13 protein-coding genes are annotated in these 14,097 nt (G+C 52.3%); 4 read left to right on the forward strand and 9 right to left on the reverse strand.

The genetic code is table 11. The features are described from left to right. The first annotated feature begins 167 nt into the window (after nucleotides 1-167). Nucleotides 168-1,007, forward strand: coding sequence for a YheC/YheD family protein (locus MKY96_RS16305; RefSeq protein ID WP_340941661.1), 840 nt, complete (start codon nucleotides 168-170; stop codon nucleotides 1,005-1,007). On the opposite strand, the gene MKY96_RS16310 is transcribed toward MKY96_RS16305, so the two are convergent. From MKY96_RS16310 to MKY96_RS16330, 5 genes are all read right to left on the reverse strand, one after another. After that, nucleotides 1,004-1,711: a response regulator transcription factor gene (locus MKY96_RS16310; RefSeq protein ID WP_340941662.1), complete on the reverse strand. Its 708-nt coding sequence runs from the start codon at nucleotides 1,709-1,711 to the stop codon at nucleotides 1,004-1,006. The genes MKY96_RS16305 and MKY96_RS16310 overlap by 4 nt on opposite strands. Then, nucleotides 1,708-3,453 (reverse strand): sensor histidine kinase, encoded by a 1,746-nt coding sequence (locus MKY96_RS16315; RefSeq protein WP_340941664.1) that lies wholly within the window; start codon nucleotides 3,451-3,453, stop codon nucleotides 1,708-1,710. Before MKY96_RS16315 ends, MKY96_RS16310 begins: the two co-directional genes overlap by 4 nt. Before the next feature lie 96 nt (nucleotides 3,454-3,549). Then, nucleotides 3,550-5,127, reverse strand: a complete 1,578-nt coding sequence (locus MKY96_RS16320; protein WP_340941665.1) for an extracellular solute-binding protein — start codon at nucleotides 5,125-5,127, stop codon at nucleotides 3,550-3,552. Nucleotides 5,128-5,196: 69 nt separating this feature from the next. Then, nucleotides 5,197-6,078 (reverse strand): carbohydrate ABC transporter permease, encoded by an 882-nt coding sequence (locus tag MKY96_RS16325; RefSeq protein WP_340941666.1) that lies wholly within the window; start codon nucleotides 6,076-6,078, stop codon nucleotides 5,197-5,199. A gap of 17 nt (nucleotides 6,079-6,095) precedes the next feature. Then, nucleotides 6,096-7,079 (reverse strand): ABC transporter permease, encoded by a 984-nt coding sequence (locus tag MKY96_RS16330; protein WP_340941667.1) that lies wholly within the window; start codon nucleotides 7,077-7,079, stop codon nucleotides 6,096-6,098. Nucleotides 7,080-7,583: 504 nt separating this feature from the next. Between MKY96_RS16330 and MKY96_RS16335 the strand changes: the two genes are divergently transcribed. Further along, nucleotides 7,584-8,414 (forward strand): helix-turn-helix domain-containing protein, encoded by an 831-nt coding sequence (locus tag MKY96_RS16335; protein WP_340941668.1) that lies wholly within the window; start codon nucleotides 7,584-7,586, stop codon nucleotides 8,412-8,414. Here MKY96_RS16335 and MKY96_RS16340 read toward each other — a convergent pair. Further along, on the reverse strand, nucleotides 8,352-8,819 hold the full coding sequence (locus MKY96_RS16340; protein WP_340941669.1) for a hypothetical protein: 468 nt from the start codon (nucleotides 8,817-8,819) through the stop codon (nucleotides 8,352-8,354). The two genes, MKY96_RS16335 and MKY96_RS16340, sit on opposite strands and share 63 nt — an antisense overlap. A 198-nt stretch (nucleotides 8,820-9,017) precedes the next feature. Between MKY96_RS16340 and MKY96_RS33945 the strand changes: the two genes are divergently transcribed. Together MKY96_RS33945 and MKY96_RS16345 are read left to right on the forward strand one after the other, a co-directional pair. Continuing rightward, the gene (locus tag MKY96_RS33945) at nucleotides 9,018-9,320 is read left to right on the forward strand and encodes a transposase (RefSeq protein WP_445671425.1); all 303 of its coding nucleotides are present in this window, start codon (nucleotides 9,018-9,020) and stop codon (nucleotides 9,318-9,320) included. Continuing rightward, nucleotides 9,242-10,195: an IS3 family transposase gene (locus tag MKY96_RS16345; RefSeq protein WP_445671476.1), complete on the forward strand. Its 954-nt coding sequence runs from the start codon at nucleotides 9,242-9,244 to the stop codon at nucleotides 10,193-10,195. Before MKY96_RS33945 ends, MKY96_RS16345 begins: the two co-directional genes overlap by 79 nt. Nucleotides 10,196-10,281: 86 nt before the next feature. Here MKY96_RS16345 and MKY96_RS16350 read toward each other — a convergent pair whose 3' ends face one another. From MKY96_RS16350 to MKY96_RS16360, 3 genes are all read right to left on the reverse strand, one after another. Continuing rightward, nucleotides 10,282-10,983: a hypothetical protein gene (locus MKY96_RS16350; protein WP_340941671.1), complete on the reverse strand. Its 702-nt coding sequence runs from the start codon at nucleotides 10,981-10,983 to the stop codon at nucleotides 10,282-10,284. Between the two features lie 359 nt (nucleotides 10,984-11,342). Further along, complete coding sequence (locus tag MKY96_RS16355; RefSeq protein ID WP_445671442.1) at nucleotides 11,343-12,425, reverse strand: endo-1,4-beta-xylanase; 1,083 nt, start codon at nucleotides 12,423-12,425, stop codon at nucleotides 11,343-11,345. 44 nt (nucleotides 12,426-12,469) lie between these two features. Next, on the reverse strand, nucleotides 12,470-14,071 hold the full coding sequence (locus tag MKY96_RS16360) for a glycoside hydrolase family 43 protein (RefSeq protein WP_340941673.1): 1,602 nt from the start codon (nucleotides 14,069-14,071) through the stop codon (nucleotides 12,470-12,472). Nucleotides 14,072-14,097 lie beyond the last annotated feature (26 nt).

A 14,097-nucleotide genomic window follows, 5' to 3' on the forward strand; every position in this document is an offset into this window, starting at 1 on the left:
CTCTCGACGCCTCCCGCACCGGTTGCCTGGACGCAGCCCCGGATGAATACCTTCAATAATCTATGTAATCATCGACCTGTGTGTTCGGCCCCGGGGCATCCGCCCAAGCCAAATCCTGCTCTGTACCGTACTATAGCCTATTAGAGTCCATAGAACGGGGGAGTAGCATGAAGGAGCAAATCAGCCGAATCTCCAATAAATTAACGAAGACAACGGTACTGGCGAAGAAGTCTGAATTAAAGCGGCATATCCCGGAGACCCGGCAATTAAGCCGGAGAGTACTCCAGGCCATGCTGCAAAATCATCAGATGGTCTACATTAAGCCCTGCTGCGGTTCGTTGGGCGAAGGCGTCATAAGGGTTGAACAGCGGATGCTGCGGAGCAGTAGCGGCGCTGGCGGAAGCGGGACTGATTCGGGGACCAGACGGTCCTACCGCTATCAGGCAGGGACAAGGATACGCACATTCGGTAATTATAACGAGGCCTATCAGGCCCTCCTGGCGGAGACCCGTGGCCGATCCTATCTGGTGCAAAAGGGCATCCGGCTGCTGACTTACGGCGGACGGCCTTTTGATATCCGTGTGATGGTGCAGCGTAATCTTCAGGGAAAGTGGGAGGCTACAGGAGCGGCGGGACGCGTGGCGCATCCGCAGAAGGTGGTTACGAATGGAAGCCAGGGCGGAACCATCTATCCGGTGGAGACACTGCTGAAGGCTTACACCCGTTCAGAAAAAAGCAGTGAGCTGCTTGCCCAAATGTACAAACTTGGCGTGAAGTGCGCCCTCCAGTTAAGCTCTGCCTATCCCGGACTTAAGGAAATCGGCCTGGATTTGGCCTTGGACCGGCGGCTGACTCCCTGGATTCTGGAGGTGAACACCGCCCCCGATCCCTGCCCGTTCACCAAGCTGAAGGATACCCGGATGCTGAACCGGATCGTGAGATATGGCACAGCCTACGGGCGTACCTACAAGCTGAAGTGTATGAAGGCCAAGAGGGGAATTAATTAGTGATTGTCACGGTAAGCGCCCGGGGTGCTGCCGGTGTATTTTTTGAACACTTTGTTGAAGTAATGCTTGTTCTCATACCCGACCCGGCGTCCGATCTCACCTACCGGCAGATCCCGGTGGAGGCTCAGCAGCTTCTGCGCTTCCTTGATCCGGGTGGTATTCAGGTAATTGACGAACGTATCGCCGGTGACCTTCTTGAACAGGCTGCTAATGTAATTCGGATGAAGATGCATCAGCTCAGCCAGATGATCCAGGGACAGGTCATTCATGTAATTCAGCCGGGTATAGGCAAGAATCCGTTTGGCATGAGGCGGACAGTCCGTACTGTCCAGGGAGGGAAGATTCCGGTTCACCAGACTCAGCAGCCGGGCTACCTCCTCCTTATCCACCGGCTTCAGCAGGTAGTCCACTACCCCGTATCGGAGCGCCCGGCGGGCATATTCGAAGTCATCATGTCCGGTAAGAATAATGAAGCGCTCACATAAACCGTTCTCCTTCGCCTCCTCCATCATCTCGAACCCGTTTTTCTCCGGCATATGCAGATCGGTTACCGTCACATCCGGCATGTATTCCTTCATAATCTGAAGCGCCTCGAAGGCGTCGCCGGCCTCGCGGATCTCGGCTCCGACCGGCGCGGCTCCGCCAATCACCTTCACCAGCCCTCCAAGGATAATCGGCTCATCGTCTACGATCAGAATTCTCATGCTTGCTCTGCCGCCCCTTTCGATAGGATGATGGTCAGGCAGGTCCCCTTGCCCTCTTCACTCTCAAGATCCAGCCGTGAAGTCCCGCCATAGAATGATTTAATCCGTTCGCTGACATTATACAGCCCCACGCCTCCCTCCGCCTCCTCCTGAGTCCTCACCTCTTCTGCGCGGGATAACCTGGCGCGAATAAGCCGCACTTGGTTCTCAGGAATGCCAATGCCGCTGTCCGACACGCTGATTCGAATCTCATCCGCCGTCTCCTTGGCCTGAATCAGGATATGGACCGGCCGCAGTGTCACGGCAGCTCCGTGAATAATACTATTCTCGACCAGCGGCTGGAGGATGAATCTTGGACAGATCAGGTTCTCGGCAGCCACAGCGATATCGACCTCATAGGTAAGTCTTTTTTGCAGCCGCATTTTGTGAATATTGAGGTAGAAAACTACGGTCTCAAGCTCTTGGGAGAGAACGGTATGATCGTCCTGGGCGGACAGGCTGTAGCGCATCAGCTTGCCGAACCAGTAAGAGATCTCCGCCACTTCCTTGTCGTTGTTCGATTCGGCCAGCATGCGGATGGTCTCCAGCGTATTATAGAGAAAATGCGGCTTGATCTGGGCCTGGAGCACCTTGTAAGCGGCTTCCTTATTGCGCAGCTCGGCCCGGTGGACATTGTTGATCAGCTCATCCATGCGCAGGAGCATCGAATTGTAGGTCTCGGTCAGGAAGCTGATCTCATCCCTGCGGCCCGGCTTATCTTCCTTGCTGACCGACTGCTTCAGGTTGTCATCGTTCAGATTGCGCATATGCCTGGCGAGCCGGAGTACGCGCTTCGTAATCGTTGATGCAAGTGTGTAATAGGCGAACGACAATAACGCAAGCAGCACCGCGAATGTCGTAATCATCACCAGCTCCTGGCTCCTGATCGAGCGGAACACCTCGGATACCTTGCCGATTACCGCGACACGTACGCCCAGTTCCTTCATATATAGCTGATTAACAATGACCTCCCGGTTAATGAAATAGGTCTGTGCTTCTCCCGAAGCCAGTCTGCTCCAGGTGGCATCGTCCACCGCTGCGGGAATGCCTTCCCGCTCCAGCGGCTCACCCTCTGCCGGCAGAAGCAGCGCGGTCCAATCCCCTCCGCCTGTTGCCCGGTAGAACTTGCGGATCAGCTCACTGCCGACCCGCAGCTCCAGCAATCCCACAATCTCGGTAAAGTCATTATTGTATATTTTCTGGTAGAATACCAGCGGGGGCGCTTCCACCTCAGGATCGGGAATGATCCACTTGCCCTGGCCCGGCCGGAGTATACGGGTAGCCTCGGCACCCTGTTCATCCAGCGCCGATAGTTCGAGCAGCCGGTCAGTAATGGGCAGCACGCCCTGCTTGGTTATATAGATTCTGAACGTGTCGATCTCAGGACTGATATTAAGCGATTGCAGAATCACCGGATTGATATAACGGTTATAGGCATATATGCTCTCTGAGTCCGTCTCATAGCTGCCGTCCAGATAGTCGGTGACATACGGGTTGTACTGCAGCATACGCTGGGTGGAATCAATCCGGGCCAGATCCGCCTTCATATTGGCATAGGCCTGCTCCAGTATCTTTTGACGGCTCTCCACAAACTGGCTGCTTACACTGTCATAGATCTTACTATAATAATAGTAGCCAAACGTAACTACAGGAATAAAAATCAGAAAGATATACCCTACTATCATCTTGCGTACAATGCTCACGGCAGTCTGTCCCTCCGGTGCCCGACTTGTGTTCTCTAATCCTACCATGAACATGTAAAACCCGGTAGAGACAGGTCTCTACCGGCAGGAATTCGCTTACTTGAACAGTTCTTTCTTCTTCTGATAGGTCGCATTCGCCCAATCGGTCAGCTTCTGCAGGCCGATGTTCTCTGCGTTCTTCAGCATATTCTCATAGGCTGCTACTGCGGCTTCCTCCGACTCAGCCAGATAGATTTTGACCTTCTCATTCTTGACCATCTCATCGATCTTGGTCTTAATGGTCTTCTCCTGTGAATCCGGCTGAGTCTGGATCAGGCCGATCTCCGGCTTATAGACTCTGACGGACTTCAGCTCCATCAGCGCCTGGGTCTTCTGCAGCTCAGGAACATAGGACAGCATGCCCTCCGTAACTCCATCGTTATACAGATACCACCACTTAATCCCGTTGCTGTTCACGAAATCGGCATCGGACGGATTGTATTTGAAATCGGGGTGGCCTTCTTCATTCCAGGTCCAGTGCACGCCCTCTACCCCGAACATCGTCAGCTTCTTGCCCTCGTCGCTGGCCAGATATTGCATGAATTTGATGGAGGCCTCCGGGTCCTTATTCTTCTTGGTGATGAAGGTTCCGGAGAAGCCGAGTCCTGAGCTGACTACCTTGGCATCCTTCGACAATACGCTTGGCAGCATCTTGAAGGAGAAGTTCCCCTGATTGCTCTTGATCTTGATGTTATCGGTATCTGCGGTGGAGACGGTGTGGCTATGGGCGAAGGCTTTGCCGCCCGTAGCATATTGATCATCAATCTGGTCATTGGCCAGTGCGAAATTCTCAGCCAGGATATATCCGTTGCGGTACAGGCTATTCATGAACTTGAAGAAGTCCAGCATCTTAGGCTGCCTGATCGCATATTCCACCTTGCCGTCCTGTTCATACCAGCCGTCGAGCAGGGTCTCCGTACCGAACTGGGCCAGGAAATACTGTTCGATCCAGTCCTTGTCCATGATCAGCGGGACCATCTCGGGATATTTCTCCTTGACCATGCCCAGCACCTTGACGAAATCATCCAGGGTCTTGATCGGCGGATTCCCCAGCTCCTTCAGAATGTCCTCCCGTACCGCGATGCCCGGGTTGCCGTCGCTGCCTAACGAATATTTACTATTCGCCATCTCCTCCTGGGTAGCAAAGGAATTCCGCACGGTATAGAACTTGCCGTCATCCATGGTATGAATAGCAATCCGGGTCTTGTCAATCTTGAAATCCGGCGCATATTTCTCAATCAGCTCATTCCAGGAATATGACAGCTTCGAGTCGGATAACCGGTCTATGTTGGAAGAGGTGAACACCAGGTCCGGCAGGTCACCGGAGGCAATCATCAGCGGAAGCTGCTTATCATCGGTAGCGACCGTAACCTTCAGCTTCACTCCCGTCTTCTCGGTAATCATGTCGGCGACCGGGCCCTTCCATTCCGTAACCGGGTACCACGACGCATCGATGAAGAGGCTTAACTCCTTCACCTGTCCGGGCTTGGCCGGTGCATTCCCGCCTGCTGCGGCGTCCGGGCTGCCGGACGGGGCGGGCTGGGCGGTATTTCCCCCGTTACCGCCGCAGGCGGATAACACTACGGCCATTGAGAGTGCGGCTGCGACGATCTTGAAGCTTCTGCTTTTGTTCAAGCTAATCCCTCCATGATTGAATTAATGAGCTGTATGAGCAATGGAACATTTGAACACTGAAGCACTGGCCTAGCCTTTTACCGAACCCAGCATGATACCATGTACGAAATACTTCTGCAGGAACGGGTACACACAGATAATGGGAACAATGGAAACGACCATTGAAGTGACCTGTAAGGAGAAGCTGGTCACACCCGCCGAGGCACTGTTGGCTACCGCCAGCGAATCCATCGGAGAGTTGCTCTTGTTGATGACCTCCATCATGCGGAAGGCCAGCGTACGCAGCTCCTCGGACTGGACGAAATAAGCCGAATCCAGCCAGGAATTCCATTGCCCCACCCCCATGAACAAGGCCATAGTCGCCAGCACCGGCGTTGAGACCGGCAGGATGATGCGGAAGAATATCGTAAGCTCACCGGCCCCGTCTATATGCGCAGATTCCTTTAGCTCAGCGGGAATTTCACGGAAGAATGAGATCGCAATGAGCAGGAAGAACGTGCTGAGCATGGACGGGATGATATACACCGCAAAGGAATTTAACAAGCCTAGTGAACGCAGGACTACATAATAAGGGATCAGTCCGCCGGAGAAGTACATGGCGAATACGATCACTGTGAAATAGACCTTGCTGAATAACAGATCACGATGGGATAGACCGTAAGCGACGATGCTGGTGAGCAGCAGTCCGAGCAAGGTGCCGGACACTGTCCGCAGTACGGAGACCAGGAACGCCTTCACCCACTTGGGATCATCCATGAACACCCGGTAATTCTCCAGGGTAAAATTCCGGGGCCACAGATACACACCGCCCAGCAGCGAGTCCGAGCCTTTATTGAAGGAGGCAATTAACACATAATAGAACGGATACAGCATCGTAAGCATAATAATGAACAATACCACATAGATCACGCTGTCAAAAACAAAATCCTTCTGACGCTGACTCTTCAGCATAGCCTTCCCTCCTCTCTCTAAAACAGACTTGAGCCTGACACCCGCTTGGCGATATAGTTACTGGAGAATATCAGCGCTACCGAAATCACCGATTGAATTAAATCTATGGCCGCTGCATAGGAGAACCGCCCGTCGCTTAACCCCACCCTGAATGCGTAGGTCTGGACAATCTCAGAGGTTGGATTATTGATACTGTTGCCGAGCAGGTAGGCCTGCTCGAAGTTGGAGCCCACCAGTCCGCCGCCGAGAATACTTCCGATGGTCAGCACCAGTACAACAACGATGGTTCCCTTCATCCCCGGCAGGGTGATATAACGGATTCGCGCCAGCCTTCCGGCACCGTCAATCTCAGCAGCCTCATACAGGGAAGGACTGATCCCCGAGATCGCCGCCAGAAAAATAATCGTCCACCAGCCCATCTCCTTCCACACCGCACTCCCTACCGCCAGCCCCCAAAAGTAATTCGGACTGGTCAGGAAGGCCAGCGGCTCATCCGTGAAGCCCATCGCCATCAGCGCCTTATTGACCACACCGACATCGGCGGACAGGAAGGCATAGGATACGCCAACCACGACCACCCAGGAGATAAAATGCGGCAGATAGCTGATCGTCTGCACAAACCGCTTGAAGGCCATGTGCTTCACTTCATTCAGCATGATTGCCAGCAGGATCGGCGCCGGGAAGGCAAAGATGACCTTCAGCAGACTGAGGACAAGCGTGTTGCGGACCAGCTTGCCGAATTGATAATCATGGACGAATTCATCAAAATACCTCAGCCCGACCCAATCGCTGGTGAAGATTCCTTTGATGCCGCCGGAGATGCTGTAATCCTTGAACGCCATCAGGATGCCGAACATCGGAGTATACGCGAAGATCAGCAGATAGATCATGCCTAGCCCGACGAACAAATGCAGTACTTTCTGTTTTTTAAACCGCTTCCATAAAAACGACCGCCGGCCGCCACCGGTTCCGGGACTTTTTGGCTGTGTTTCCAATTCCATATGCGCTCCTCCCTCGTACCTTTAGTTTACCTGCAAGCTCCGCGACGGCGTAAGCCAACATTCTTAAGAAAGCGTTGTCATTTTTGAATACGGCTAAGACATACTTAACTGGCTCCATCTACATTATTATATAAATTGAACTAATTATTTTTATGTTTTGGGATTAGCCGCGACTCCAGAGAAGTTTTGGACTTCCGGCCGCTGTTGTATTAGGATTTCCTGATTGAAACCGCTCCTCGCGGTAGAAATCCAAATACAAAGGCGGACGCTACCGCTCCTATAGTTCCAAAATTCCCCTCCGTCCCTTTTCCTTTAACTTGAGTTATCAAGTTCAATCTATATAGTTGCATAACGCCTATAAAATCCAGTTAATTCTGACAGCCTGTTGGGGTATTATGCAGGAAGTCCAAATATTCACTATAGTGACGACTGGGCATAGAGCCAGTGGCTGATATTCAGCTTATAATAGTAGTATTATCATTTTAAAGGGTACAGGTGCCGACTATGAACTCTAGGGAATACGGACTTGGCGAGGGTCCAATGGTAAAAGGGAACGGGTACAAGCCCCCCAATCTGCACAGATGGGGACCCGGCGTCCGGGATGTATATGCGCTGCATTATATCGTAAGCGGCAGGGGCTACTTGAAGACCGGCCAGGCGGTGCACCCTGTGGAGACGGGTGAGAGCTTTATGATTTTTCCGCAGACGGAGGTGTATTATTATCCTGATCCGCAGGACCCGTGGGCGTATTGCTGGATCGAGTTCAGCGGGGCAGAGGCTCTGCGCTTGCTTGCCATGATTCATATCTTACCGGACCAGCCCGTTGTAACGGCTGCCCCGCAGGATTTCAGAGCTATGTTCGATCAGGTCAAGGGATATCAACAGGAGCCGTATGCACGGGAGCGCTCGGATGCGGCGTTTCATCTGCTGCTGTCGTATTACATGGAGTATTATCCGAGTGAGCAGGCCAGTCTCAAGAAGGACTATGTAGGGTCAGCGAAGGCCTATATTGAGAGTAACTATTGGAAGTCTTCCTTGTCGGTGCTGGATGTGGTGGAATATGTGTCGATTGAGCGCAGTTACCTGTTCCGGCTGTTCAAAAAAGAGACGGGCACCTCCATCTCCGGCTACCTGACCACCGTGCGCATCCGGCGGGCATGTGAGCTGCTGGCTGAATCGCGGTTGTCGGTGAAGTCGTTGTCTTACTCGGTCGGCTACCACGACCCGTTGTACTTCTCGAAGATATTCAAGAAGGTTACTTCCTACACGCCGTCACAGTACAGGAAGGTGTATAGGGAGGGGAAGATCGTTCTTCCTGCGGCGGATGGCGGGTGAGCTTGGCGGGTGCGTTAGCGGGCGCGGGGATAACTTACTTGTGCGGGTGAGTGATGGCGGGCGCATTGTAATCGGTTTTTCGATTACATTTTCGTCCACGCCCCCCGTCCGTCCCATTGTAATCGGTTTTTCGATTACATTTCCATCCGCACCACCCATCCGGCGCATTGTAATCGGTTTTTCGATTACATTCCCGTCCGCACCGCCCATCCGGCGCAATGTAATCGGTTTTTCGATTACATTTTCGTCCACGCCCCCCGTCCGGCCCATTGTAATCGGTTTTTCGATTACATTTCCGTCCACGCCCCCCGTCCGGCCGATTGTAATCGGTTTTTCGATTACATTTTCGTCCGCACCGCCCATCCGGCGCAATGTAATCGGTTTTTCGATTACATTTTCGTCCACGCCCCCCCGTCCGGCCCATTGTAATCGGTTTTTCGATTACATTTTCGTCCGCACCACCCATCCGGCGCAATGTAATCGGTTTTTCGATTACATTTTCGTCCACGCCCCCCGTCCTGGTATTATCCCCTTTAAGTAGACACTCGAAAAAACCTCATGTGTTAACATGAGGAAATGAGTGAACTGGGAGGGGATTTTGGTATGGCCAAAAAGGGACAAGTGTTTCAATCGTACACGGAGGCATTCAAGAAAGAGGCTATTCAAGCTTATTTTACAGGAGGTGAGAGCTATAAGGTCGTCTCCGACAGGTTGGGGATTGTGAACTGTACCCAGCTTAAAGTATGGGTAAAGAAATATCGGAATGGGGAGCCACTCGATACACCAAAAGGGGCAACAAGCCCTTTAAAAGGACGTCCACGTTCTACATTTGCCAGTATAGAAGAAGAACGAGATTACTTAAAGGCACAGGTGGACTACTTAAAAAAGCGGTATCCAAATCTATAAAGGGAGGGAAGCTTGGACTACACGACAAATACGCCATCCTTGAAGAACTACGTGACCAACATGGCGTCACCCGCCTATTAGCCATTGCAGAGGTATCGCGGGCGAATTACTACAAGTGGCGAGGTACACAGGCTCGACGAATGGAGGCCCATGAGCAAGAGCACGCTATGAAAGAGCATATGGTGGCGATTCACCTGGCTCATCCCTATTTCGGGTACCCTCGAATGCAGGCAGCCCTGCGGGAGGCAGGCTACCTCGTCAACCACAAGAAGGTATGGCGGCTCATGAAAGAGCTATCGATCCAGTCCGTCATTCGCAAGAAAAGGCGTCGTGCGGGCTCTGCTCCTTCCGTGGTCTACCCGAACCGATTAAAGCGTAAGTTTCATGCGACAGCACCTCAGCAAAAGCTAGTAACGGACATTACGTATATCTCAGACGGCACCCGCTTTTATTATCTGTCTGCGATTCAGGACCTCTTCAACAATGAAATTGTAGCTTGGCAGATCTCGGAGCGAAACGACGTAAACCTCGTCTTGGATACGGTTGAACAGTGGACACGGAAAAGAGACGTGTCTGAGGCCGTGCTCCATTCGGACCAAGGCTTTCAGTACACGTCTCAGGCGTACAACACACGATTAGAGGCATTCAGCGTCAAGGGCAGCCACTCTCGCAAAGCAACCTGCCTGGACAACGCCTGCATCGAATCCTTCTTTTCGCATCTGAAGACAGAAAAGTTGTACCTTCACCAGTGTAAGTCAGAAGCAGAGATTCATCAAGCGGTTGAGGATTATATCTATTTTTACAATTACCAACGTTTTCAGGCGAAACTGAAACAGCGTGCGCCGATTGAGTATCGGCACGCGCTGGCTGCTTAGCTTTTTTTGTCTGTCTACTTGACAGGGGTATGACCATCCGGCCCATTGTAATCGGTTTTTCGATTACATTCGGTGACGCTGTTTTTTTAGACCAGATCTGGACTTTGAATTGTACCTATGTACTCGTAATATGTAACTCGTGGAGATGTCCCTCTCGCTACAGGGCGGAATTTCCCTTTATCCACCAGCATACGGCTGTATTTAATAATTGTGGTGTAGTGTAGCTCAAGCTCTCTCGCTGCATCGCCGGGACGTAGGACACGATAGTTACGGATAGCTAACCTCATCAAATCCCGTTCAATTCTGGAATAGGATTTCTCTGTGCTTCTATTAGCAGTTCCTGCCAACAAGTAAGGAGACAGCATGTTCCGCAGTGTGGAAAGGACAAATGACGGATTCTCTTTCATCTCATCCAGCGAGATATAGAGAACCATATAGTCCTGCGATTGCAGAAAGAGACCGCGATTCAAGTCCATCCGGTATTTGCTCCGGTCCGTTCCATGCGATCCGTAATCCATAATCTCAAATGCAATTCGCGAGGAACCAACCTTCCACAGTAAATCGATAAAATAGGATCTGCCGCGCCAGTCCTTAACTTCATATTCCGGATGGAGTCCGTGAAAATGTCCGGTAAGTGGCCACCACACACATTCAACGAATAAGCGGTTACCGTAGCTATGCCCCCGCTTGAGTGCATCGAGCCGCTCCCCCTTTCTTTGTTTCAAATGCTTGCTTAACCACTGGTCATGTTCTTCTGTAAAGCCCACTTTAATTCCCCCGCTCTGCAATGAGATTAATCTCTAAACGCACAAAACCCCGCCTCCTTCTACAAGAGAAGGGAGCGGGGCATTCTTTGCCACGTTCAATATATTTATTACTAGTGTGCCACTTTTGGTCAGCGAACGCAAGATGAAAATCACAAGCTGTCTTCCGGTCCGCCTGTGCCTGCCCAATGTGTTCGGTTTTTCGCATACATTTGGCCCACGTGCCCCCGCACCGCCCAATGTATTCGGTTTCTCGCATACATTTGGTCCATGCGACTCTACACTGCCCATCCCAACAAAAAAGGGCTGCTCCCGGCGCGCATTGCGCCACGGGAGCAGCCCTTAAGTAATGCTTTTATTACATACCGCGTGCCTGCCTCAACTTACTCGGCCGGAACGGGTTCCAGCACAGGCTGGATATCCAGTTGCAGGTCTGGCTCAACCACACTATCCGGCTGGATCACGCTGTCGGTGATGTCCTGGGTGTCGGTGGTTTCCATCAGGGCCGAGGAGCCGCCCAGGTATTGCTTCAGCCACTTCATAGCCGGGCGCTCTGTACCGTTGGAATTCACCAGATGGGTGTTGGCTGCCCAGGTCTGATTCTGGATGTAGCCCCACAGGGTTACGCCCTTAACGGAAGGATGGTTCCAGAGCACAGGGAATTTCTGTTGGTATCTGGCAAGCTGGGTGTTGTCATCACCGGTAATATCCAGCTCGGAGACATAGATTGGCAGGCCTGTTGCAGCAAGCTTATTCAGTACAGTATTCATGGTGCTCACACTTACATTATCCATATTGAAGTAGTGGCACTGAATACCAATACCATCGATCAGTCCTCTGGACTTCAGGTGATTGATAATGGTCACATACTTATCGGCCGCGCTGGGGTCACCGATAATGCCATATTCATTGATGAGCAGCTTGGAATTCGGGAACGCCGCCCGGGCTTGCTGGAAGGACCAGATGACCCAATCCCAGCCGGTGCTTCCGTCACCGCCGATGGCATTGCGGTACGAAGGCTTGGCATGCAGCGGTTCATTGACAACATCCACGAAGGCTGACTTGGCCGAATAACGCTGGCCTGCCTGAGTAATGAACGAGCTGATCTCCGCCTTCTGCTCCGCTGCCGATAGACCAGCGACCCAGTTAGGCTCCTGGCTTCCCCAGACCAGGGTATGGAACTTGAACGGGATGTTTTTGCTAATCGCATAATTATAGATCATGTCCGCATTGCCCCAGTTCATCTGGTTGCGGTTGCCTTCAATCGCTCCCCATTTGGTGCCGTTCTCAGGGGTAACCTGATTCCAATAGGTGGTGAAGTTGCTGGGAGCACTGCCTGCAATAATATTCCCCAGGAACTTCGATCCGTTAGTAATTGCTGCGCTGGCATTGCCTGCCATCACAGAGGTGAGCAGGACACTCGCTAAGGCGAGCCCGCCCACAACCTTCTTGATTCTATTCTTCAATTGAATACATCTCCTTTTTCTAATTGGGTTCAAATTCAAACAAGCTATTCCAGACGCAGATAATCAAAATCCGCATAGCCGCCCGCTGACTTCGTCGCATAATTAAACAGTGCAAACCGGTAGCCCATAAAGTGAGGCAGCGTATAAGACATCTGCAGCGTATTCCCTATGGATGTCCAGTTGTTGCCGTCCAGACTATAGGAGAAGTACGCCTTATCCGTCTGATTGGTGAAATCGCAGAGCACCTTCAGATAGACTCTGTTCTGGCTGAGCGGCACACCCGCCACTTGAGTCATAGACCCGGAGCTGGCATTGACCATCACAATGGATTTGGAATTGCCGGACATTTTCACGCCGACGAACCCGTATTTCGCCTGAAAAGCAGCCAGTCCGGCAACGTCCCCGTCCTTCATCCCGCCCGTCTCCAGAGCCGTGACGCCTGTGCTCTTCGGTCCGAACGTCCGCTGGGTCAGCGTGTTCCGGGCATCCAGCAGACTTGTGCTTACCTTGCCGGTCGTCAGCCGCATGAAGCCTTGGCGCTGAGTCAGCGACCACTTCGAGTTATCAGGATTGTGGTTCCACTGCCAGACCTTAGCCAGCCCTGAGCCTGAAGATGGTGCTGTGAACTCGTCTGACGCGTACACCTTCTTCACCGGATACCCTTCGGCAGGCAGGTTCAGGGTCCGCGGCGCCTTGCCCCCGCTTCCGAAGACCGGCCAGTTCCCTGACCAGGTTACCGGCACCAGATACGGCATCCGCCCGACTGCCCCGCTGTCTCTGAAGAGCATTGCGTACCAAGAGCCGGATGGCGTGTCCACGATGCCGCCCTGGGCAATGCCCGAGTCGTTAAGTGACACCTGCCCCGTATAGCCTCCAGTTAAGCTGGTGGAGCGGTAGGTCAATTGGGTGCGTCCGCTTCCCGAAGGCCAGCAGATCAGGAACACATAATAATAACCGTTGATCTTCTGGATATGCGCGCCTTCGGCCTTCACGATGAAGCTCGAACCGGCAATATTGCTGGAATTCGGGATGATGACCTGACTGATTCCGCCAGACTTAATCGCCTTGGCATCTGCCGTCAGCTCAATCAGGCTGATATTATCAACTCCGTACACCAGGAAGACCCGGCCATTGTCGAACAGCAGCGACGCATCGTGATAATAGCTGTTCAGGACCGATGAGGTCCAGGGGCCATTTTCAATATTCGTCGTCTGATAGATATAAGTCCGGCCGGTTGAGTTGGACCCGAAGGACACATAGTAGATCCCGTTATTGTACCGGATGCTGCTTGCCCAGGAACCCTTGCCATACTCATTCTGTCCGTTGTTCAGGTTCTGGGCATCCCCGTTCGCATACGTATCGTAGACATAGTTCACGATTTCCCAGTTCACCAGATCATAGGACTTCATGATAGGGACTCCGGGGGTCATATGCATGGTGGTGCTGGTCATGTAATACACATTGCCCACCCTGATGACATCATTGTCCGGGGCATCGGCATAAATAAACGGGTTCGTGAAGGTCGCGGCAGCAACCGTAGAAGGATTGAACAGGATGCCGAGCATTAGCGAAATTGCCATCAGGTACAGCCCTGTTTTTTTAAAAATAGAATTTATATGTTGCACACGGCCGTTTCCACTTGCCATAGCGCCCCTCCTCCCATCTGATTGCC

Origin of the sequence: Paenibacillus sp. FSL R7-0302, assembly GCF_038006885.1 — a bacterium.
Lineage (GTDB): Bacteria > Bacillota > Bacilli > Paenibacillales > Paenibacillaceae > Paenibacillus_AQ.